This is a genomic window from Mesorhizobium sp. M1328 (assembly GCF_040318075.1).
Lineage (GTDB): Bacteria > Pseudomonadota > Alphaproteobacteria > Rhizobiales > Rhizobiaceae > Mesorhizobium.
On the sequence record NZ_JAMYLO010000009.1, the window covers coordinates 144,869 to 165,636 of the forward strand.

Here is a 20,768-nt window from a genome sequence, read left to right on the forward strand (position 1 = left end):
GAATTGCGGGCTGGCCTGCCTTTCTCGGCAAACCCTACCCTGCGCGGCCCGGACCCTGTCCTCGCCTCGGTTGAAATTCTTCGTCCGGATTGCGCTCGCGGATCAGGTCCTTCGGGGGACTTTTTCGCGTCGCCCGGCAGCGCCGCGATATGACCCGTATGCCTCCTGGTTGCCTCTCAAGCCTTGTTCTTGTTGTAGACGTCGAAGACGACGGCGCCGAGCAGCACCAGGCCTTTGACCACCTGCTGCCAGTCGACATTGACGCCCATGATCGACATGCCGTTGTTCATGACGCCCATGATAAAGCCGCCGACCACCGCGCCGATGACCTGGCCGACACCGCCCATCGCCGAAGCGCCACCGATGAACACCGCGGCGATGACGTCAAGCTCGCTGCCGAGGCCCGCCGCCGGCACAGCCTGGCCCAGGCGCGCAGCGATAATCAGGCCGCCGAGTGCCGACAGCACGCCCATATTGATGAACACCATCAACGTCAGCCGTTCGGTCTTGATGCCCGATAGCTGGGCTGCCTTGGCATTGCCGCCCATCGCATAGATGCGACGGCCGATCGTCATGCGTTTGGTAACGAAGACGAACAACGCGATCAGCACGCCCATCACCATGAGAACGATGGGGAGACCCCTATAGGTGGCGAATTGGTAGACGAGAAACAGCGCCAGCGCGCTGATCACCAGGGTCTTGACGACGAACAGCGAGAAGGGCTCGGCTTCGTAGCCATGCTTCTCGCGGGTGCGCCGTGCCCTGAGTCCGAAATAGGCATAGGCGAGCACGGCGACGAGGCCGATCACGATCGTCGTCAGGTGCAGCGTCAGGCCGCTGCCGACAATGGTTTTGCCGGCGGCGTTCACGGTTGGCGGTATCAGCGTCAATGGGCCGATCAGGTCCGGAATGAAGCCGGAACTGAGCGCCTTGAAGCCGACGGGGAGCGGCCCCACGGAAGACCCGCCACCCAGCAGCGCCTGGCAGATGCCGCGGAAGATCAGCATGCCCGCCAGTGTGACGATGAAGCTCGGTATTCGATGATAGGCAATCCAGTAGCCTTGTGCCGCGCCGATCGCGCCACCGACGATCAGGCAGATGATCGACACCACCAGCGGATTGCTCAACGGGCCAAGCGGCCAGATGACCATCATCATCGCCGCCAGCGCGCCGATGAAGCCGGCGACGGAGCCGACGCTGAGATCGATGTGGCCCGAAACGATCACCAGAAGCATGCCCAGCGCCATCACGATGATGAAGCTGTTCTGCTGAACCAGATTGCTGAGGTTCACCGGCTTGAACAGCGTTCCGGACGTGGTGAACTGGAAGAACACCATGATTGCGATCAACGCCAGCACCAACCCGTATTCGCGCAGGTTGGTGACCAGCGCCGAGACGGCAATGCGAGGTCCCTGTTGTAGGTCCTGGGCAACGCCGGTCTGCGGCCCGGGAGCGCTTTCGGTGCTCATGATGCTTTTCCTTCTCCGCGGACGATGGCGCGCATTATCTTTTCCTGGCTGGCGTCGCTCGCCGCCATTTCGCCGACGATGCGTCCTTCGTTCATGACGTAGATGCGGTCGGTGATGCCGAGCAGTTCGGGCATTTCCGACGAGATGACGATGATTGCCTTACCCTCGGAGGCGAGACGCGCGATGATCGTATAGATTTCATACTTGGCACCGACGTCGATACCGCGTGTCGGCTCGTCGAGAATCAGCACTTCCGGATTGGCGAACAGCCATTTCGACAGCACCACCTTCTGTTGATTTCCGCCAGAAAGGTTGCCGGTCATCTGGTAGACGCTCGAGGCTCGGATATTGGTCCTGCCGCGATAATCATTGGCGACCGAGAGCTCGCGCAAATCGTCGATCACGCCGTGGCGCGACACGCCGGGCAGGTTGGCCAGCGTGATGTTGTGCTTGATGTGGTCGATCAAGTTGAGACCGTAGGTCTTGCGGTCCTCGGTAACGTAGGCGATGCCGTGCTCCACCGCCTTGCTCACCGAAGAGACATCGATCGGCTTGCCGTTAAGGAACGCCTCGCCGGTGATGCGACGGCCATAGGACCGGCCGAACAGGCTCATGGCAAACTCGGTCCGGCCGGCGCCCATGAGCCCGGCAATGCCGACCACTTCGCCCTTGCGGGCGTTGAGGTTGATGCCCTTGATGACCTGCCGCTCGGCATGGATGGGGTGGTAGACCGACCAGTTTTTCACTTCGAGGACGGTCTCGCCGATCTTCGGCTCGCGCGGCGGATAGCGGTCGTCGAGCGAACGGCCGACCATCGAGGTAATGATGCGGTCCTCCGAGATGTCCTTCTTGGCCAGCGTCTCGATGGTCCGGCCGTCACGGATGATGGTGACCTTGTCGGCGACCCGGTTCACCTCGTTGAGCTTGTGCGAGATCAGGATCGAAGTGATGCCTTGCCGCTTGAATTCGAGCAGCAGATCGAGCAGCGCCTGGCTGTCCTTTTCGGACAGGCTCGCGGTCGGCTCGTCGAGAATGAGCAACTTCACTTCCTTGCTGAGCGCCTTGGCGATCTCGACCAGCTGCTGCTTGCCGACGCCGATATTGGTGATCAGCGTGTTGGGGTCTTCCTTGAGGCCGACCTTCTTGAGCAGGGCGCTGGTGCGCGTCTCGTTGGCATTCCAGTCGATGACGCCGTATCTGGCGTGCTCGTTGCCGAGAAAGATGTTTTCGGCAATCGACAACATCGGCACCAGCGCAAGCTCCTGATGGATGATGACGATGCCCTTGCGTTCGCTATCATGGATGCCTTTGAAATGGCACTCATCGCCGCGATAGATGATCTGGCCGTCATAGGTGCCGGACGGATACACGCCCGACAGCACCTTCATCAGCGTCGACTTGCCGGCGCCGTTCTCGCCGACCACGGCATGGATCTCGCCTTCCTCGACCATGAGCTTGACGTTCGACAGCGCCTTGACGCCGGGAAACGTCTTGGTGATGTCGCGCATCTCCAAAATCGTCGATGCCATTGAGAATACCACTCCTGCGAGGTCCGCAAACAATACCGGGCTGGCTCGCCAACGAAAAGGGGCCCTGCCTGCGCAGGACCCCAGGCTTTGTAACCGCGATTACTTCAGTTCTTCGGCCTTGATGTAGCCGGAGTCGACCACCAGCGCCTGGTAGTTCGACTTGTCGACGTCATGCGGCGTCAACAGGATCGAGGGAACGACCTTGACATCGTTGTTGTAGGTCGTGGTGTCGAGGCCTTCCGGCTTGCCGCCCGAGAGCACCTTGTCGACGAGTTCGACCGTCGCCTTGGCGAGTTCGCGGGTGTCCTTAAACACGGTCGAATACTGTTCGCCGGCGATGATCGCTTTGACCGAAGCGGTCTCGGCGTCCTGTCCGGTGACGATCGGCCATGGCTGATCGGCAGTACCGTAGCCTACGGCGCGCAGCGAAGCGATGATGCCGCGCGACAGGCCGTCATAGGGCGAGAGCACGCCATCGACGCGGCTGCCGTCCGAGTAGTTGGCGGAGAGCAGATTGTCCATGCGGGCCTGGGCGGTTGCCGCCAGCCAGCGCAGCGTGCCGACCTTGTCCATGCCCATCTGGCCGGACTTCACGACGAGGGTCTTATCGTCGATCAGCGGCTGAAGAACCGACATGGCGCCGTTATAGAAGAAGAACGCATTGTTGTCGTCCGGCGAACCGCCGAACAGCTCGATGTTGAACGGACCCTTCTTCTCGGGATAGCCGAGGCCCTTGAGCAGCGATTTGGCCTGGATGACGCCGACGCCGAAATTGTCGAAGGTGGTGTAGTAGTCGACATTTGGCGTCTTCTTGATCAGGCGGTCGTAAGCGACGACGACAACGCCTGCGTCATTCGCCTTCTGCAGCGCATCGCCCATCGTGGTGCCGTCGATCGAAGCGATGATCAGCGCCTTCGGGCCCTTGGTGATTTCGTTTTCCAGCTGGCTGAGCTGGTTCGGAATGTCGTCCTGCGCATATTGCAGGTCGACGGTGTAGCCCAGAGCCTCGAGCTGGGACTTGACGGCGTCGCCGTCGTTGATCCAGCGCTGCGAGGTCTTGGTGGGCATCAGCACGCCGATCAGGCCTTCGCCCGCCTGCGCCGGCAGCGTCATGGCCGCGATGCCTAGGGCCGCGACGGCGGCCAGTGTCTTGATAATCTTCACATTAACTCTCCCTGGTTGATGGACGCGTACCCTTGGGTTTCGTGGGCCGCGCAATCGTGCAGGAGCGCCAAACGCGCCGCTGCCGTCAATCGATCTCCGGTATCCTCCCAATCGGCCCCGAAACTCTGGTTTCAATCGATACGAATTTTCCCTCGTCACCGATCGTCAAGTCTCAGGACGCGCGAAGGGTGTGTCGCTTTGCCATAACTGTCAAATGCGATCTTTGATGGTTGCTATATCGAGACTGATATGGCTTAGGCTAGTGACGACGCTGCCGGATTCAGCCGGGGCGCCGGGCGTAGGAGTAGGGAAAAAATCATGGCGGCGCTGCGAAATCCTGGCGGAATATCAGCCGGTTACGATGAGATTCCGGGTGATGGCGGAACCTTGCTGCGCAGCGGCTTGAGCCTGCGTCACATGCGCATGATCGCGGCCCTCGACGAGCACGGCCGGGTGAGTGCCGCGGCCCAGGTCATGAACATCTCGCAGCCGGCCGCCTCGCGCATGATCGCCGAGATGGAGGCCGTGCTCGACGTCAAGCTCTGCGAAAGGCTGCCGCGCGGCATCACGCTGACGCCTTATGGCAAGGCGTTGGCACGGCGCGCGCGATCGATCCTGCTCGAGATGCGCGAGGTCGACCGTGAGATATTCGAGCTCAAGGCGGGCAAGGGTGGCTCGGTGTTTCTGGGCGCGGTGACAGCACCGGCGATCGAGCTGGCAGTGCCGGCGATCCGCGAGATCCGGCGCCTCTATCCGCGCATCGAAATCACCATGCAGGTCGAGACCTCGAACGTGCTTGCGCGCGAGCTGATCGCCTCGCGCCACGATTTCATCATCGCCCGCATCCCCGACGATCTCAATCCGCGGCTGTTCGAAGCGCGAGTCATCGGCGTCGAGAAGGCCTGCCTGATCGTGCGCCGCGGCCATCCGCTGACCAAGGGCAAGGCAGTGCGGCTGGAAGACACCGCCGCCTATGACTGGGTCTTCCAGTCGGGCGGTTCGCCGCTGCGCCAGGCGATGGAGAGCAACTTCCTGAACCGAAACATCGCCCTGCCGGACCGCATCCTCAACACCAGCTCGCTGCTATTGACTCTGGTCATGGTCGCGCAATCCGACGCCATCGCGCCGGTGTCGATCCAGGTCGCGAAGTTCATCCAGAACCCGGAAGGCCTGGCCGGCGCCATCGATGTTGTCCAGACCGAATTCGACATCGAGGTCAGGCCCTACAGCCTGATCACGGTAAAGAACCGCGCGCTGTCGCCGGCAGCCAAGATGCTGCACGATTTTATTCTGCGAGAGGTGGGCTGAGGGTTGGAGCGGGTAGCGGGCGCATCCCGTGGTCGGCCAGACGACCAGACAGGCCCGCCAGCAGCGGCGCCGATGCACGTCCGCCCCTATTGCGTGATGCTTAAAAAAGCCCGCCAGCAGAAGCCAGCGGGCCAAGGGTAGACTTTCCGGTTGGGGTCATTCGAGGCCCCGCCGACCCTCAATGTGAGATATTCCACGAACTGGCACATCGGCCAAACAGATGAAAGACGGCCAGCCGGGCTATAAAAAAATTGCCTGTGAATTTCGCTGGTTTTCAGCCTGGCCAAAACAAGTTTAATGCAGTGGGGCAGAAGCTGGAGCGGGTAGCGGGAATCGAACCCGCGCGTTCAGCTTGGGAAGCTGACAAGCTACCATTACATCATACCCGCGCTGTTCCTCCGATATCATGGCCCGGCGCCGATGCGCAATCCGATTTGAGGCGCCGCCTTGATGCAGCGCGGTCGACTGCGTATTTCTGGGCATGTGCCCGAATCGCGGCACCCGACTGTGGAGACAGGCCTTGTCCGCACTGAACCGCTTTCTCGGCGATACGCCGCTCCGGGTGATCTTGAAGCTGCTTGTGGTGTCGTTCCTCGTCGGCCTGGTCATGAACGCTTTCGGCTGGTCGCCGATGGACGTGCTTTATGGCATCCGCAAATTCTTTATCGACCTGTGGAATTTGGGCTTCCACGCCATCGACCGCTTCCTCGGCTACATCCTGCTCGGTGCTGCGATCGTCGTGCCGGCGTTCATCCTGCTCAGGATCGCTAACTACCGGAAGTGAATTTTCAGTCGTAGGCAGCGGCCACCTCGAACAGGATGGCATGGCGTGCGGCAAGTGCTGCGACATCCGTTGAATAGCCGCCGCCGATGACGCCGCACACCGGTATGCCAAGCGTAAGGAAATGGCGGATCACCATATCGTCGCGGGCGCGCAGCCCGTCATCCGTGAGCGACAACCTGCCGAGCCGGTCCTCGGCATGGACATCGACCCCGGCATTGTAGAAGACGAGGTCCCAGCGCCTTCGCGCCGACAGCTCCGGCAGGGTGGCGTCCAGCCGCTCCAGATAGGCTGCATCGCCGGCGCCGTCGGGCAGGGCGACATCGAGATCGGAGGCGATCTTGCGCGCGGGGTAGTTGCGGTCGCCATGCATGGAGAAGGTAAACACGCGCGGCTCGTCGTTCAGGATATCCGCCGTGCCGTCGCCCTGATGCACGTCGAGATCGACCACCAGGATGTTTTGGACAGCAGCTTCGGCAAGCAGCACCAGCGCAGCCACGGCCACATCGTTAAAGGTGCAGAAGCCGGCGCCTTGCGCGCGCCGCGCATGATGGCTACCGCCGGCGGTGTTGCAGGCGATTCCGTTCAGCAAAGCCAGCCGCGCCGCCAGCACCGTGCCGGCCGTTGCGAGCTGCGCCCTCAGCGAAACCCGCGGTCCAACGGGAAAGCCGATCTCGCGCTCGATCCCCACCGGCACTTCGCAGGCAAGCACCTGATCGACATAGTCGGCCGCGTGGGCAAGCTTCAGCCATGATGGCCGCGCCGCCGCTGGCATGTTGAGCGCTTCGGGCCGCGCCAGGCCGCGTGCCCGCAAGGCGTCCATCAGCAGCGGATATTTGCTCATCGGGAAGCGGTGGTTGACGGCGAAGCCGGCGTCGTAATCGGGATGATGAACGATCTGCAAGGGCATGGGACGGCCGGTGCGCCAGAGGCGGGTTTCGGTTGACCATAGCGGGGTGGATGGTTGCGCGAGGTCCGCAAACTGGGGCACATCGGCTAGCCGATCAAGCGGCAACAGGAAGCAACACGCGTTTGGAGCAGGCTTTACCCACCGAAGCCCACGCCCCCGAAGCCAGGGCCTTCGTCGTCACCAACCGCTCGGTGCTCGCCATCGCCGTGCCGATGACGCTTGCCTATCTGACGACGCCGTTGCTCGGAATTGTCGACACGGCGGTGGTCGGACAGTTCGGCGACGCCGCCCTTCTCGGCGGCCTGGCGGCCGGCGCCCTGATCTTCGATGTCGTCTTCACCACCTTCAACTTCCTGCGCTCCGGCACCACCGGCTTGGTCGCCCAGGCCTTCGGGCGCGGCGATGCGCTGGAGGAGCAGGCGGTGTTCTGGCGCGCCGTGCTGATCGCGGTCGTCGCCGGCATTGTGCTTGCCGCACTTGCGCCGCTGGTCTCCACCGCCGGGCAATGGTTCATCGGCGCCGAGCCGCGCGTCAGCGCGGCGATGGACGTGTATATCCACATCAGGATGCTCGCAGCACCGTTCTCGCTGATCAATTACGCCATCCTCGGTTACGTGCTGGGGCGCGGCGAAGGCGGGCTCGGGCTGATGCTGCAATTGATACTGAACGGCATCAACATCGCCCTCTGCTTCCTGCTTGGCCTGGAGCTCGGCTGGGGCGTTGCCGGCGTTGCCTCGGCAACGGTCACCGGCGAATTCGTCGCCATGCTGCTTGGTCTCGCCATTGTCGGCCGGCGCTTTTGGGCGGCGCCCAGGTTGCCGCGCCACCACGTCCTCGATCTGCCGGCATTCCTGCGCATGATGTCGCTCAATGGCGATATCATGATCCGCTCCTTTTCGCTGCTCGCCGCCTTCGCGCTGTTCACGCGCCAAGGGGCGCAATTCGGCACGCTGACCCTGGCCGCCAACGCCGTGCTGATGAACCTCTTCCTGATTGCCGGCTATTTCCTCGATGGTTTCGCCACCGCCGCTGAACAGCTCGCCGGGCGCGCCATCGGTGCTCGTGCCGCCACGGCGTTCGACCGGGCGGTGCGGCTGACGCTGCTTTGGGGGCTCGGGCTGGCGGGCACGGCGACGCTCTTCCTCCTGCTGGAGGGCACCGATCTCGTCGCCCTGATCACGACCTCGACGGACGTCCGCGCCATTGCCGACATCTACTTGCCCTGGGCGGCGTTCACCGCGCTCAGCGGCGCGCTGGCTTTCGAGATGGACGGGGTTTTCATCGGCGCGACGTGGTCGCGCGACATGCGCAACATGATGCTGGTGTCGTTCCTGGCGTTCAGCGCCGCGCTGCTGATCCTGTCGCCGGCCTTCGGCAATCACGGCCTATGGGCGGCGTTGCATGTGTTCCTGCTTGTACGCGGCTTCAGCCTGCTCGCCATATTGCGGCTGCGGATGCGCACGGCCTTTGGCTGATCGCTAAAGCGGTTTCGCTGCCCAGTGATCGAGGCGGCTGTCGCGAAGCTCGCGCAGCGACTTCAGCCCATGACTGTCCATGAAACGGGCCATGCCGGAAAGAATGCGTCCCGGCAGCGCAGGCCCGGCATAGATCATGCCGGTATAGAGCTGCACGAGATCGGCGCCGGCACGAATCTTTTCCAGCGCCGTCTCGGCGGAATCCACGCCGCCGACGCCGATGATGGCGCGATCCGGCCCAAGCAGTTTTCGCATCTTAGCCAGCACGATCGTCGAGCGTTCGAACAAGGGTTTCCCCGAAAGCCCGCCGGCCTCGCCGGCAAGGCCGGCGCTGCTCAGGCCGGCTCGCGCGATCGTGGTGTTGGAGACGATGACGCCGTGTATTTGCTTCTCAGTGACCTCGGCGGCGATATCCTCCAGCTCGGCCTCGACCAGATCCGGCGCGATCTTGAGGAAGACGGGCGGTCTTGCCGGTGCCGCCGCACGCGCGGCCATGACCCGCGACAGGAGCTCGCCAAGCTGTTCGCGCGCCTGCATGTTGCGCAGGCCCGGCGTGTTCGGCGAGGAGATATTGATTGTCAGATAGCTGGCATATCGCGCGAACCGGATCACGCCGCTCTCAAAGTCACTGACGCGGTCGGCGCTGTCCTTGTTGGCCCCTATGTTGATTCCGACGATGCCGGCGCGGCCCTTACGGGTGGCAAGGCGCTTTTCCGCGGCGGCGTGGCCCTCATTGTTGAAGCCCAGCCGGTTGATCACTGCCCCGTCCGAAGGCAGCCGGAAGATGCGCGGCTTCGGATTGCCCGTCTGCGGCAGCGGTGTGATCGTGCCGACCTCGGCGAAGCCGAAAGCGAGGCCGAGCAGCGCGTCCGGCACTTCGGCATTCTTGTCGTAACCCGCGGCCATGCCGAGCGGGTTCGGGAAATCGAGCCCGCAAAGGCTGACCTTTAGCCTGTTGTCCTGCGGCGGACGACCGGCGACCGGCAGCCCGCATCTCAGCGCGGCGATCGACAGCCCATGCGCGGTTTCCGGATCGAGCGTGAACAGCAGTTTCTGGCCGATCCGGTCGAACGCGCTCATTCGGCCTCCAGCGCCGGGAATTCATGCCGGCCGTCGGCGCCGAGCGGCAATGCCTGCACCGAAACGACCGCATCGAGGCCGAGCGCGCCGTAGAGATGCGGGAACAAGGCGCCGCCGCGCGAGACCTCATATTTCAGCGCATCGCCGAGACGCGCCCCGTCGACGGCGACCAGCAGCAACCCGCTCCGGTCGGCGAAATGTCTGGCCGCCGTTTCCCGAACCTGCCCGGCGGTGGAAAAATGGATGAAGCCGTCGGTGACGTCGATCGGCGCGCCGGTGAAGCGGCCTTCTCTTTCGGCCTCGCGCCAAAGCGCCTCGGGAACTATCTTGTAGATGATCTCGGACATGGTTGCGCTATAGTCCGAACAGATCATGCGGGGAAGGGGCAAGCGGGTTTCGGAGGCTCCGAACTCTTCCCCATTTCAGGCGCAAACATGTGATACATTGAGCCAACTGGCTCATGGAGGAAAACATGCGTCTGAAACACGTCTTGATCCCCGCAGCACTGGTGTCGCTTGTCGCGGCGTCGGCCTTTTCCGAGGAAGCCGATCGCTACCGGTTGGAAAAATCGGCCAATGGCTATGTCCGCATGGATACGCAAACCGGCGCCATGTCGCTCTGCGAGGAGCGCTCCGGTCAGCTCGTCTGCAAGACGGCGGCCGACGAACGTGCCGCCTTCCAGGATCAGGTCGACCGGCTGCAAAATTCGGTGAAGGCGCTCGACGAACGCGTCGCCAAGCTCGAAAATTCGCTTGCCGCGCGTTTCGAATCGACTTTGCCCAGCGAGGAGGATTTCAACAAGACGATGGGCTATATGGAGCGCTTCCTGCGCAGCTTCATGGATATCGTCAAGGACATGGACAAGGACGAAGACGGCGCCAAGCCCAATTCGCAAAAGACCTAGGCAATTCGCAAAAAGACCTGGGGCGGGAATAGCAAGCCGGCCACGCCGAACAGCAGGCGAAGCGTTATAATCGTTCAGATCCTGCAAGGCGGAAAATCGCCAATGGGAGTCGGGGAGGGATATCACTGTTGGGCTACACATTCGTCATTGCCGACGATCACCCGCTTTTTCGCGGTGCATTGAGGGAGGCACTCGCGGGCATCGGGGATGTTGCCGCCATTCACGAGGCCGGCGATTTCGAAAGCGCCAAGGCGCTGGTCCTGGCCAATGAGGATGTCGATCTGGTGCTGCTCGATCTCTCGATGCCGGGGGCAAGCGGTCTTTCCGGCCTGATTTCGTTGCGCGGCATCCATCCGGCGGTGCCGATGATGGTGGTCTCGGCGCATGACGATCCGGTGACGATCCGGCGCGCGCTCGATCTCGGCGCCTCCGGCTTCATCTCCAAATCGGCCAGCATGGAGGAGATCCGCAATGCGGTGCAGTCGGTGCTCGCAGGTGATATCGCGGCACCCGCCGGGGTCGATCTCGGCGTCGAGCGCGATCCCGAGATTTCCGACCTGATCAAGCGGCTGCAGGCGCTGACCCCACAGCAGACGCGCGTGCTCGGCATGCTGGCCGAGGGACTGCTCAACAAGCAGATCGCCTATGAGCTCGGGGTCTCTGAAGCGACGATCAAAGCGCATGTCTCGGCCATCCTGCAGAAGCTCGGCGTCGACAGCCGCACCCAGGCGGTGATCCTTTTGTCCAAAATCGGCAGCGACCCGTTGCAGACGGCCGGCTGATTCCTATTCGGCCGCCGGCGCCAGCGGCCTGACCCTGGCCATCATCGAGCGCAGCATCGCCGGTTTCAGTGGTTTGCTGATCACCGGCACGTCGAGCCTGCCGGCGGCGGCGCGAACCTCGCTGGAGCGGTCGGCAGTGACCAGCACGGCCGGCAGGTCCTCGCCATGGATCGCACGCAACTCGGCGATCAATTCGAGGCCGGTCTTGTCGTCGAGATGATAGTCGGCAAGCACGATGTCCGGCCGATGCATACCGGACCTGTCGAGATCCTCCGCGCCGGAAAGCGTGTCGACGCTGCAGCCCCAGCCCTCGAGCAACAGCCGCATGCCGTCGAGGATGCGGCCGTCATTGTCGATGCAGAGCACATGCAGCCCGGCAAGCGAGGCCGCGGCACGGGCAGGCGGCTTCGCCTCGGCCTCGCGCCGCGGTGCCTGCACGGCCACCACCGGCAGCAACACGGAAAAGCGCGTGCCCTTGCCGGGATTGGAGAATATCCGGATTTCGAGGCGCAGGACGCGGGCGATGCGGTCGACGATGGAGAGCCCCAAGCCGAGGCCTTCCGCCTCGCGCATGCCCTCGTCGAGCCGGGTGAATTCGCGAAACACGGTGTTGAGCTTGTCGCCGGCAATGCCGATGCCAGTGTCGATAACCTGGATCTCGGCCAGTTCGCCGCGCCGCCGCACGCCGACCAGGATACGGCCACGGCGCGTATACTTGATGGCGTTTGAGACCAGGTTCTGGATCAGCCGGCGCAGCAGATTTCGATCCGTCATGACGCTGAGCGACGACGGCATGATCGAGAGTTCGAGTTTCTTTTCGGCGGCAAGCGGCCGGAAGTCGTTGCCGATCTGGCGCAGCAGCCCGTCGAGGCCGAAGCTCGTATCGTCCGGCTTCATCGCGCCGGCATCGAGGCGCGAAATGTCGAGCACCGCGCCGAGGATGGTCTCGACCGATTCCAGCGACGATTCGATGTTCATCGCCGCCTTGCCGGCAGGTCCCTTGCCGGTCTTCTCGATCAGCGACGAGCAATAGAGGCGGGCGGCGTTCAGCGGCTGCAGGATGTCGTGGCCGGCGGCGGCGAGGAAGCGGGTCTTGCCGAGATTGGCCTCCTCGGCCAGCATCTGCGCCTGCGCCAGCTCCTCGTTGACGCGGGTGAGCTCGGCGGTGCGGTTCTTCACTCGCTGTTCCAGTGATTCGTTGGCGCGCTTCAGCGCCAGATCCTGCTCGACGCGTCCGGAAATGTCGGCATAGGTGGCGACGATGCCGCCGTCCGGCATCGGATTGGAGCGCAATTCGAGAATGCGTCCGCTGGTCTTCAACTCCATCTGCCAGGGGCTGACGAAGCTGGTCAGGCGGTTGAGCATGGTAACGCGCTGGTCTGCCGGTATATCACCGCGCTCGGCAAGGTGGCGCAGGATACGATCGAGCGAGACGCCGACCTGGCCCATCTCGTCGGGCAGGTCGAACAGCGCCCGGTACTGGCGGTTCCAGCAGATCAACCGGAAATCGCGGTCGAAGACAGTGATGCCCTGCTCCATCTGATCGAGTGCGATCTGCAGCAGGTCGCGATTGTGCTGCAGCGCCTCGGTGGCGTCGTCGAGCAGGCGGAAGGCGTCCTTGGATTCGCGGTCGTTGCGGCGCAGCAGCAGCGACAGGATCAGCCGCGCCGAAGAGGAGCCGACGGCACTGGCCAGAAGCTGCTCGGAGAAGCGGATAACATCCATGCTGGCCTGTTCGTTGCCGTGCAGTGAAGTGCCGCTGCTCTTCTCGAACGACTGGAAGGAGCGCTCGGTGCGTTCGACACCGAGATAGCGCGCAATCGTGTCCTTCAGGTCGTTGACGGTGATGGTGGTGCGGAAGCGGCGCAGGCTCGGCAGCGGCCCCGCCTCGCGCGGCACGAAGATCGATGCCTGGATGCGCTCCAGCGGCACCGACGCGCGCGACAGTGAGCCGAACACAAAAAACAGCGTGTTGATAGACAGGCTCCACAGCACGCCATGGTTCAGCGGCTCGGCGACGGTGCCGAACAGGGATTGCGGCCGCAACGCATCGAAGCCGAACAGCCCGTGGACGAGGATGCCGGTATCGGCCGCGGCGAGCGATGGAAGCAGCAGCGTGTAGCTCCAGACGACGATGCCGGCGACCATGCCGAGTGCCGCCCCCCTTCCGTTGGCGCCGCGCCAGACCAGGCCGCCGATCATTGCCGGCGCGAACTGCGCGATCGCCGCGAACGACATCAGGCCGATCGAGGACAGCCGCGCGCTGTTGGTGCTCTCGCGGTAGTAGAGGAAGGCGATGAACAGCATGATGAAGATCGCCGCCCGTCGCACATTCAAGATGAGCGTCGACCAGTCCTCGTTCTCGGATGTCGTAGTCCGCAGCAATCGCCTCACGAACAGCGGAATGACCAAGTCGTTGGAGATCATGATCGACAGCGCGACGCTTTCGACGATCACCATCGCGGTCGCCGCCGACAGGCCGCCGATGAAGGCCGCCATCGCCAGCACGTCGTGGCCGCTGAACAGCGGCAGCGACAGCACGTAGAGGTCGCTGCTGGTCCTGGTGCCGACCAGTTCCAGGCCGGCCAGCGCGATCGGCAGCACGAACAGGTTGATCGCCACAAGATAGAGCGGAAACACCCATGTCGCGGTGCGCAGCTCGGCCTCGCTGCGGTTCTCGACGATGGTGACGTAGAACTGGCGCGGCAGCATGAGAATGGCAAAGCCGCTCAGGCATGTCAGCACAAGCCAGGTGGCGAGTGAGGTGTTGTAGCCCATCGCCTGGCGCACCTGCGTGTTTTCGGCGAGCCGGTCGAACATATCGCCCGGCCCGCCGAAGATCAGAAACATGACCATCAGGCCGATCGCCAGGAAGGCGGCCAGCTTGACCACGGTCTCGACCGCCACCGCCAGCACCAGTCCGTCCTGGTGCTCGGTGGCATCCGCATGGCGCGTGCCGAACAGCACCGCAAACAGCGCCAGCAGCATGGCCACGACCAGCGAGATGTCGCTGACGAACGGATCGAACGACGGGGGCGAGCCGGTATAGTGCTCGACCATCAGGCTGACCGAGCCGGAGATCGCCTTCAATTGCAGCGCGATATAGGGCACGGCGCCGATGGTCGCGATCAGCGTGGCGATCGCCGCGACAGCGAAGCTCTTGCCGTAGCGGGCACCGAGAAAGTCGGCGATCGAGGTGATCTTCTCGGTCTTGGCCAGCCTGACGATGCGCTGCAGCAGCGGAAAGCCGAACACGAACACCAGGACCGGTCCGATATAGATGCCGAGGAACTCGAGACCGCGCTCGGAGGACAGCCCGACCGAGCCGAAGAAGGTCCAGGAGGTGCAGTAAATGGCGAGGCTGAGCGCATAGATGAACGGCCGGGCGCGGCCGGGCCCGGATGAAGTCGAGCGGCGGTCGCCCAGGCTGGCGATGACGAACAGCAACGTCACATAGGCGATCGCGATGATGACGATGAACCAGCCCTGCACGCCTCGAACTTCCTCCCTGCGCCGGCTTTTTCATCCGGCCTTGCAGACGCAATCACAGCTTGGCGATCGAGTCCATCGCGGCTTTCGGCGTATCATATCGATTGCGTCGGGCAATCGTGACCGGCTGAAACCAGCTTTTGTTCCTGTTGCAACCGCAGGTTTTTGCTATTCTGCCTGCCGGTCGATGCCGGAGGAGCGGACGGCAGAACGGCCGGTCAGGACAAGGAGGAGTCGAATGCTGAAAGAGTTTCAGGAATTCATTTCCAGGGGCAATGTGGTGGACCTGGCCGTCGCCGTCATCATTGGCGCTGCCTTCGGCAAGATCGTCACCTCGCTGGTCGACGACATCATCATGCCTATTGTAGGTGCGATCTTCGGAGGACTGGACTTCAACAACTACTTCATACCCCTGTCTTCTGCGGTGAATGCAACCTCGCTGGCTGATGCAAAGAAACAGGGTGCGGTCTTCGCCTATGGCAGCTTCATCACCGTGGCGCTGAATTTCCTTATCCTCGCCCTCATCATCTTCCTGATGGTCAAGGCGGTGAACAATCTGCGCCAGCGTCTGGAGCGCGAGAAACCGGCCGCCCCGGCCGCTCCGCCGCCAGCCGACGTCGCGCTGCTCACCGAAATTCGCGATCTCCTCGCCAGAAAATAGCGCCTGCGAGAACCTTTCTGGACCAAAACCCCGGTCGCTTGCGGCCGGGGTTTTCTGTTTTCGTCCGCCCTGAAACACGCTAGCAGTCGAGCAAACGAAAACGGATCCATCCATGACCCTGATCGATACTCTGCGCGCCGAAGCGCGGGCGGCGCCTGAAAGCGGCATTGTCGCCGTCATGAACCGTGGCCGCGGCCGCGACGGCATGATCCCGCTCTGGGCCGGCGAGGGCGACCTGCCGACGCCTGCCTTCATCACCGATGCCGCCGCCAAGGCACTCGCCGGCGGCGAGACCTTCTACACCTGGCAGCGGGGCATTCCTGAACTCAGGCAGGCGCTCGCCCGCTACTACACCAGGCATTTCGGCAAGACTTTCGCCAACGAAGAATTTATCGTCACCGGCTCCGGCATGCACGCTATCCAGTTGGCCATCGATGCGGTGGCCGGCAAGGGCGACGAACTCGTCTACCTGTCGCCGGCATGGCCGAACTTCGCCGCCGCCGCCGGGGTGGCCGGCGCCGTGCCCGTCGCGGTCACGCTCGACCAGTCGGGCAATGGCTGGTCCTGCGATGTCGACAAGATCGCAGCGGCGATCACGTCGCGAACCAAGGCGCTGTTCGTCAACACGCCGTCCAACCCGACCGGCTGGACCGCCGACAAGGAAACGCTGCAGGCGATCCTCGATCTCGCCCGCGAGAGGGGCCTGTGGATCATCGCCGACGAGATCTACGCGCTGTTTCATTACGGCCATGGCCGCGCGCCGTCCTTCATCGACATCATGGCTGATGAGGACCGCATCCTGTTCGTCAATTCCTTTTCCAAGAACTGGGCGATGACCGGCTGGCGCATCGGCTGGATCAAGATCCATCCCGCCTTGCAGCAGGTGTTCGAGAACCTGGTCCAGTATTCGACCTCCGGCGTTGCGCAGTTCATGCAGCGCGGCGCCGTCGTCGCGCTCGACGAGGGCGATGCCTTCATCGTCGAACAGGTAGAGCGGGCGAGGGCGGCGCGCGACTTGGTCTGCGGCATTCTCGCCGAAACCGGCAGGGCCCGGTTCACCGTACCGCAGGGCGCATTCTATCTGTTCTTCGCCGTCGACGGCATCACCGATTCCCGCGCTGCCGCCTTCGACATGGTCGACCGCGCCAATGTCGGCCTGGCTCCCGGCACCGCCTTCGGCCCCGGCGGTGAAGCCTTCCTCAGGCTGTGCTTCCACCGCCGTCTCGACCAGCTCGAGGAAGCCGCGCACCGGCTGGCGAAATTGATGAAGAGTGTGTGAGGTGTGTTGAGGTTCGCGCCAGGCATCGCAGCACTGAAAAATGAGGCGGCACCGATAGGCGGCTACCGCAATGATGCCCGTGGCGGCGGAGTTACCCGCCCGACTTTGGCACCAGCAACGGAATGACGCGGTCGCTCTTGGCGACCGACGGTCGGCCCGCCGAACCGTAGGAAATCCCCAACGCGTCCCATGTCTCGACCAGCGCGTCCTGCAGAGAGGCGATCAGCGCGTCCGAATGGAACGGTGTCGGCGTGATGCGCAGCCGCTCGGTGCCGCGCGGCACTGTCGGGTAGTTGATCGGCTGGATGTAGATGCCGTGCACACCGAGCAGGCGGTCGCTGGCCATCTTGCAGAGCTCGGGATCGCCGACCAGAAGCGGCACGATGTGGGTAGGCGACTCCATCACCGGCAGGCCGGCCGCGGCCAGCACTTGCTTGGTCCGTGTTGCCTGACGCAGCTGCGCATCGCGCTCGGCCTGCGAGCGCTTGAGATGGCGGATCGAGGTGGTTGCCGCGGCAGCGATCGCCGGCGGCAACGCCGTGGTGAAGATGAAGCCCGGCGCATAGGAGCGCACCGCGTCGATCACCGCAGTGTTGCCGGCGATGTAGCCGCCAAGCGTGCCGAACGCCTTGGCCAGTGTGCCCTCGATGATGTCGATGCGGTCGGCCAGCCCTTCGCGCTCGGTGATGCCGCCGCCGCGCGGCCCGTACATGCCGACGGCGTGGACCTCGTCGATGTAGGTCATGGCGTTGTAGCGCTCGGCGAGATCGACGATCTGCTTGATCGGCGCGATGTCGCCGTCCATCGAATAAACGCTCTCGAAGACGATCAGCTTGGCGCGCTCGCGGCCGGCCGTCTGCAGCAGGCTTTCGAGATGCGCGACGTCGTTATGGCGGAAAATCTTCTTCTCGGCGCCCGAGCGCCGCACGCCTTCGATCATCGAAGCGTGGTTGAGCTCGTCCGAGATGATCAGGCAATTGGGAAGCAGCTTTGCAATGGTCGAGATCGACGCCTCGTTGGAAACGAAGCCGGAGGTGAAAACCAGTGCGGCTTCCTTGTCGTGCAGGTCGGCCAGCTCCAGTTCGAGCTCGACCAGCGGGTTGCTGGTGCCGGAAATGTTGCGGGTGCCGCCAGCCCCCGACCCCATCTTGCCTGCCGCCTTCTGGAACGCGGCAATGACGTCCGGATGCTGGCCCATGCCGAGATAGTCGTTGGAGCACCAGACGGTAATTTCCTCGGCGCGGCCATTGGCGCGCCAGATGGCGCGCGGGAATTTCCCTACGATACGCTCAAGGTCGGCGAAGACGCGGTAGCGACGCTCTGCATGGAGCTGGTCGATCGCTTCCTCGAAAAACCGCTGATAGTTCATGTCGCCTTCCCAGTTTTGCGCGGGATCATAGTCATTGGCCCATTCGTCGTCCACCTGGCCTTTTTGGTCAAAATGCCACGCCCCGAGCCTGTTCCTAACGACCACGGAACGTGGCCTATTCCCTTGATGTGGATCAATCTTGTTTCAGGACAATGCCACGCGCCGATGAGACCGGTTACCGCAGGTTCTAATGGCTTGGCGGCAGGTTTTCCAGTAAGGCGACGATTGAGACAGTGCCGATAAATCATGAATAGCGAGGATGCGGATGACGGTTTTGGTGACAGGCGGTGCCGGCTATATCGGTAGCCATATGGTCTGGGAATTGCTGGACACGGGTGACAGCGTCGTCGTCCTCGACCGGCTTTCGACCGGCTTTGAATGGGCGGTGGCTCCGGAAGCAAAGCTCGTCGTCGGCGACGTCGCCGACAGGGAACTGGTCGCCTCGATCATTCGCGACAATAAGGTCGACGCGATCATCCATTTCGCCGGCTCGATCGTGGTCCCCGAATCGGTCGCCGACCCGCTTGCCTATTACGAGAACAACACCTGCAAGACACGCACCTTGATCGAGACCGCGGTGCGCGAAGGCGTGCCCAATTTCATCTTTTCCTCGACCGCCGCCGTCTATGGCGGCGCGGGCCTGGAGCCGGTGCGCGAGGATGCCCGGCTTGCGCCGGAATCGCCGTACGGCCTGTCCAAGCTGATGAGCGAATGGATGCTGCGCGACGCGGCAATTGCCCATGGGTTGCGCTATACGGCGCTGCGCTATTTCAACGTCGCCGGCGCCGACCCGAAGGGCCGCACCGGCCAGTCGACGCCCGGTGCCACGCATTTGATCAAGGTCGCTTGCGAGACGGCGCTCGGCAAGCGCCCCTTCATGCAGGTGTTCGGCACCGACTATCCGACGCCGGACGGCACCTGCATGCGCGACTATATCCATGTCAGCGACCTGGCGGCGGCGCATCGGCTGGCGCTGCAGCGGCTGCGTGCCGGCGGATCGAGCCTGGTCGCCAATTGCGGCTACAGCCACGGCTATTCGGTGCTCGAGGTCATCGACAGCGTACGCCGCGTCTTCGGCCATGATTTCGAGGTACGGATGGGCGATCGCCGCGCCGGCGACGCCGCCGCGGTGGTCGCCAATTCGGAGCTGGCGCGCGGCGAACTCGGCTGGGTTCCGCAGCGCGACAACCTCGACCAGATCGTTGCCGATGCGCTTGCCTGGGAGCGCATCCTGACCAGCAAGAATTCGGCTCTGGGGTGATATGGCCTCTCCGCAAGGACTCGTTCAGCGCGCTGGGGGCGGAATGAAAATCCTGGTGCTTGGAGCCGGCGTCGTCGGCACGGCGGCGGCCTATTGTCTGGCCAGCGACGGCCATGAGGTGACGGTGATCGAGCGCCATCCGGCGGCGGCGCGCGGCACCAGCCGGTCGAATGCTGGCCTGGTGTCTCCTGGCGATGCCACCGCCTGGGCCTCGCCCGCCGCACTTAAAACGTTCCTGCGCGGCCTCTACAACCACGATCTCGGCATCAAGGTGCGGCTGCGCTTCGATCCGTATTTTTTCGCCTGGAGCCTGCGCTTCCTGCGCCAGTGCACGCATAAGCGCATGCGCGCCAACACCGACGTCAAGCTGCGTCTGGCGCTCTATTCGCGCGACTGCATCAACGCCGTCTCCGCCGAAACCGGCATCCATTATGACGAGCGCAAGAAGGGGATTCTGTATTTCTTCCGCTCGCAGCAGAGCTTTGATACCGGCACCGACAATTACCGCTATCTCGGCGAACACGGCCTGCCGATCGAGATCGTCGGCCGCGATCGGCTGGTCGAGCTCGAGCCAGGCCTCGCCGGCGCCAAGGACAAGATTGCCGGCGGCGTCTATTCGCTGATCGACCAGACCGGCGACTCCAGCCAATTCACGCAGGGCCTCGCTACCTATGCCGCCGAGAAACTCGGCGTCCAGTTTCTCTACGGCACCACTGTCGAAGGCCTCGACATCGACGGCGGCCGCGTGCGCGCGGTGATGACCTCGGCCGGCCCCGTGGCCGGCGATGCGGTGGTCATCTCGATGGGGCCGGAGAGCGGTCTGCTCGGCCGCCGCTACGGCATCGACCTGCCCGTCTATCCCGTGAAGGGCTATACCGTGACCGTTCCGCTAGAAGATGAAAGCAAGGGGCCGATCATGGGCGGCGCCGACGAGGACCGGCTGATCGGCTATTCCAGGCTGGGAAATCGGCTGCGGATGTCCTCGACGGCGGAGTTCACCGGTTTCGACCGCACGTTCAAGCCGCGCGATTTCAACTCGATCCTGAACACCGGCAAGGACCTGTTCCCCGGCACCTTCGACGAGAGCAAGGCCGAGCTCTGGGCTGGACTTCGCCCGATGATGCCGAACTCCGTGCCGGTCATCGGCCGGGCGCGGTACGACAATCTCTACCTCGACACCGGCCACGGCCATCTCGGCTGGACCATGGCCTGCGGCTCGGGAAAGTTCCTCGCCGACGTGGTTGCCGGCCGCAAGCCGGAGATCGATCCGCAAGGATTGCTTTACGGGAATTGATCAATCGTCATGT

17 protein-coding genes and 1 tRNA gene are annotated in these 20,768 nt (G+C 63.4%); 9 read left to right on the forward strand and 9 right to left on the reverse strand.

The window, feature by feature from the left end; translation table 11 throughout:
• Positions 1 to 176: 176 nt before the first annotated feature.
• From mmsB to chvE, 3 genes are all read right to left on the reverse strand, one after another.
• Complete coding sequence (gene mmsB / locus NKH23_RS17975; RefSeq protein WP_292659525.1) at positions 177 to 1,469, reverse strand: multiple monosaccharide ABC transporter permease; 1,293 nt, start codon at positions 1,467 to 1,469, stop codon at positions 177 to 179.
• A complete protein-coding gene (mmsA, locus tag NKH23_RS17980) occupies positions 1,466 to 2,998 on the reverse strand; it encodes a multiple monosaccharide ABC transporter ATP-binding protein (RefSeq protein ID WP_292659527.1) in 1,533 nt (510 codons plus the stop codon). Before mmsA ends, mmsB begins: the two co-directional genes overlap by 4 nt.
• A 99-nt stretch (positions 2,999 to 3,097) precedes the next feature.
• A complete protein-coding gene (gene chvE, locus NKH23_RS17985; protein ID WP_254816339.1) occupies positions 3,098 to 4,162 on the reverse strand; it encodes a multiple monosaccharide ABC transporter substrate-binding protein in 1,065 nt (354 codons plus the stop codon).
• Between the two features lie 318 nt (positions 4,163 to 4,480).
• On the opposite strand from chvE, the gene NKH23_RS17990 reads away from it, so the two are divergent.
• On the forward strand, positions 4,481 to 5,470 hold the full coding sequence (locus tag NKH23_RS17990; RefSeq protein ID WP_352464898.1) for a LysR family transcriptional regulator: 990 nt from the start codon (positions 4,481 to 4,483) through the stop codon (positions 5,468 to 5,470).
• A 315-nt stretch (positions 5,471 to 5,785) separates the two neighbouring features.
• On the opposite strand, the gene NKH23_RS17995 is transcribed toward NKH23_RS17990, so the two are convergent.
• A tRNA-Gly gene (locus NKH23_RS17995) sits at positions 5,786 to 5,859 on the reverse strand.
• A gap of 92 nt (positions 5,860 to 5,951) precedes the next feature.
• Here NKH23_RS17995 and NKH23_RS18000 point away from each other — a divergent pair.
• Positions 5,952 to 6,254: a DUF6460 domain-containing protein gene (locus NKH23_RS18000; protein WP_198030500.1), complete on the forward strand. Its 303-nt coding sequence runs from the start codon at positions 5,952 to 5,954 to the stop codon at positions 6,252 to 6,254.
• 4 nt (positions 6,255 to 6,258) lie between these two features.
• Here the strand turns inward: NKH23_RS18000 and NKH23_RS18005 are convergent, their stop codons facing one another.
• Positions 6,259 to 7,161 (reverse strand): histone deacetylase family protein, encoded by a 903-nt coding sequence (locus tag NKH23_RS18005; protein ID WP_352715661.1) that lies wholly within the window; start codon positions 7,159 to 7,161, stop codon positions 6,259 to 6,261.
• A 50-nt stretch (positions 7,162 to 7,211) separates the two neighbouring features.
• Here NKH23_RS18005 and NKH23_RS18010 point away from each other — a divergent pair, with 50 nt between their 5' ends.
• Entirely contained in the window at positions 7,212 to 8,636 is a 1,425-nt protein-coding gene (locus tag NKH23_RS18010) for an MATE family efflux transporter (protein WP_353035123.1), read from the forward strand.
• 3 nt (positions 8,637 to 8,639) lie between these two features.
• Here the strand turns inward: NKH23_RS18010 and NKH23_RS18015 are convergent, their stop codons facing one another.
• Together NKH23_RS18015 and NKH23_RS18020 are read right to left on the reverse strand one after the other, a co-directional pair.
• Positions 8,640 to 9,716 (reverse strand): quinone-dependent dihydroorotate dehydrogenase, encoded by a 1,077-nt coding sequence (locus tag NKH23_RS18015; RefSeq protein ID WP_352715658.1) that lies wholly within the window; start codon positions 9,714 to 9,716, stop codon positions 8,640 to 8,642.
• A complete protein-coding gene (locus NKH23_RS18020; RefSeq protein ID WP_352715656.1) occupies positions 9,713 to 10,063 on the reverse strand; it encodes a DUF952 domain-containing protein in 351 nt (116 codons plus the stop codon). Before NKH23_RS18020 ends, NKH23_RS18015 begins: the two co-directional genes overlap by 4 nt.
• Positions 10,064 to 10,188: 125 nt before the next feature.
• Here NKH23_RS18020 and NKH23_RS18025 point away from each other — a divergent pair, with 125 nt between their 5' ends.
• Together NKH23_RS18025 and NKH23_RS18030 are read left to right on the forward strand one after the other, a co-directional pair.
• Positions 10,189 to 10,620 (forward strand): hypothetical protein, encoded by a 432-nt coding sequence (locus NKH23_RS18025; protein WP_352715654.1) that lies wholly within the window; start codon positions 10,189 to 10,191, stop codon positions 10,618 to 10,620.
• A gap of 128 nt (positions 10,621 to 10,748) precedes the next feature.
• On the forward strand, positions 10,749 to 11,402 hold the full coding sequence (locus NKH23_RS18030; protein WP_254816346.1) for a response regulator: 654 nt from the start codon (positions 10,749 to 10,751) through the stop codon (positions 11,400 to 11,402).
• A gap of 3 nt (positions 11,403 to 11,405) precedes the next feature.
• Here the strand turns inward: NKH23_RS18030 and NKH23_RS18035 are convergent, their stop codons facing one another.
• Positions 11,406 to 14,894, reverse strand: coding sequence for a hybrid sensor histidine kinase/response regulator (locus NKH23_RS18035; protein ID WP_353025671.1), 3,489 nt, complete (start codon positions 14,892 to 14,894; stop codon positions 11,406 to 11,408).
• A gap of 235 nt (positions 14,895 to 15,129) precedes the next feature.
• Between NKH23_RS18035 and mscL the strand changes: the two genes are divergently transcribed.
• Together mscL and NKH23_RS18045 are read left to right on the forward strand one after the other, a co-directional pair.
• A complete protein-coding gene (mscL, locus tag NKH23_RS18040; RefSeq protein ID WP_352715847.1) occupies positions 15,130 to 15,552 on the forward strand; it encodes a large conductance mechanosensitive channel protein MscL in 423 nt (140 codons plus the stop codon).
• 112 nt (positions 15,553 to 15,664) lie between these two features.
• Complete coding sequence (locus NKH23_RS18045) at positions 15,665 to 16,831, forward strand: pyridoxal phosphate-dependent aminotransferase (RefSeq protein ID WP_353025673.1); 1,167 nt, start codon at positions 15,665 to 15,667, stop codon at positions 16,829 to 16,831.
• Positions 16,832 to 16,922: 91 nt separating this feature from the next.
• Here the strand turns inward: NKH23_RS18045 and hemA are convergent, their stop codons facing one another.
• Positions 16,923 to 18,200, reverse strand: a complete 1,278-nt coding sequence (gene hemA / locus NKH23_RS18050; RefSeq protein ID WP_352715646.1) for a 5-aminolevulinate synthase — start codon at positions 18,198 to 18,200, stop codon at positions 16,923 to 16,925.
• A gap of 265 nt (positions 18,201 to 18,465) precedes the next feature.
• On the opposite strand from hemA, the gene galE reads away from it, so the two are divergent.
• The gene (gene galE, locus NKH23_RS18055; protein ID WP_352715644.1) at positions 18,466 to 19,461 is read left to right on the forward strand and encodes a UDP-glucose 4-epimerase GalE; all 996 of its coding nucleotides are present in this window, start codon (positions 18,466 to 18,468) and stop codon (positions 19,459 to 19,461) included.
• Positions 19,462 to 19,504: 43 nt separating this feature from the next.
• A complete protein-coding gene (locus NKH23_RS18060) occupies positions 19,505 to 20,755 on the forward strand; it encodes a D-amino acid dehydrogenase (RefSeq protein ID WP_353025677.1) in 1,251 nt (416 codons plus the stop codon).
• Positions 20,756 to 20,768 lie beyond the last annotated feature (13 nt).

Coding starts and splice junctions, on each gene's coding strand:
- mmsB (WP_292659525.1), bottom strand. CDS start 1,469: ATGAGCACCGAAAGCGCTCCCGGGCCGCAGACCGGCGTTGCCCAGGAC.
- NKH23_RS18025 (WP_352715654.1), top strand. CDS start 10,189: ATGCGTCTGAAACACGTCTTGATCCCCGCAGCACTGGTGTCGCTTGTC.
- NKH23_RS18060 (WP_353025677.1), top strand. CDS start 19,505: ATGAAAATCCTGGTGCTTGGAGCCGGCGTCGTCGGCACGGCGGCGGCC.
- NKH23_RS17990 (WP_352464898.1), top strand. CDS start 4,481: ATGGCGGCGCTGCGAAATCCTGGCGGAATATCAGCCGGTTACGATGAG.
- mscL (WP_352715847.1), top strand. CDS start 15,130: ATGCTGAAAGAGTTTCAGGAATTCATTTCCAGGGGCAATGTGGTGGAC.
- NKH23_RS18005 (WP_352715661.1), bottom strand. CDS start 7,161: ATGCCCTTGCAGATCGTTCATCATCCCGATTACGACGCCGGCTTCGCC.
- NKH23_RS18020 (WP_352715656.1), bottom strand. CDS start 10,063: ATGTCCGAGATCATCTACAAGATAGTTCCCGAGGCGCTTTGGCGCGAG.
- mmsA (WP_292659527.1), bottom strand. CDS start 2,998: ATGGCATCGACGATTTTGGAGATGCGCGACATCACCAAGACGTTTCCC.
- galE (WP_352715644.1), top strand. CDS start 18,466: ATGACGGTTTTGGTGACAGGCGGTGCCGGCTATATCGGTAGCCATATG.
- NKH23_RS18045 (WP_353025673.1), top strand. CDS start 15,665: ATGACCCTGATCGATACTCTGCGCGCCGAAGCGCGGGCGGCGCCTGAA.
- NKH23_RS18015 (WP_352715658.1), bottom strand. CDS start 9,716: ATGAGCGCGTTCGACCGGATCGGCCAGAAACTGCTGTTCACGCTCGAT.
- NKH23_RS18000 (WP_198030500.1), top strand. CDS start 5,952: ATGTGCCCGAATCGCGGCACCCGACTGTGGAGACAGGCCTTGTCCGCA.
- NKH23_RS18010 (WP_353035123.1), top strand. CDS start 7,212: ATGGTTGCGCGAGGTCCGCAAACTGGGGCACATCGGCTAGCCGATCAA.
- hemA (WP_352715646.1), bottom strand. CDS start 18,200: ATGAACTATCAGCGGTTTTTCGAGGAAGCGATCGACCAGCTCCATGCA.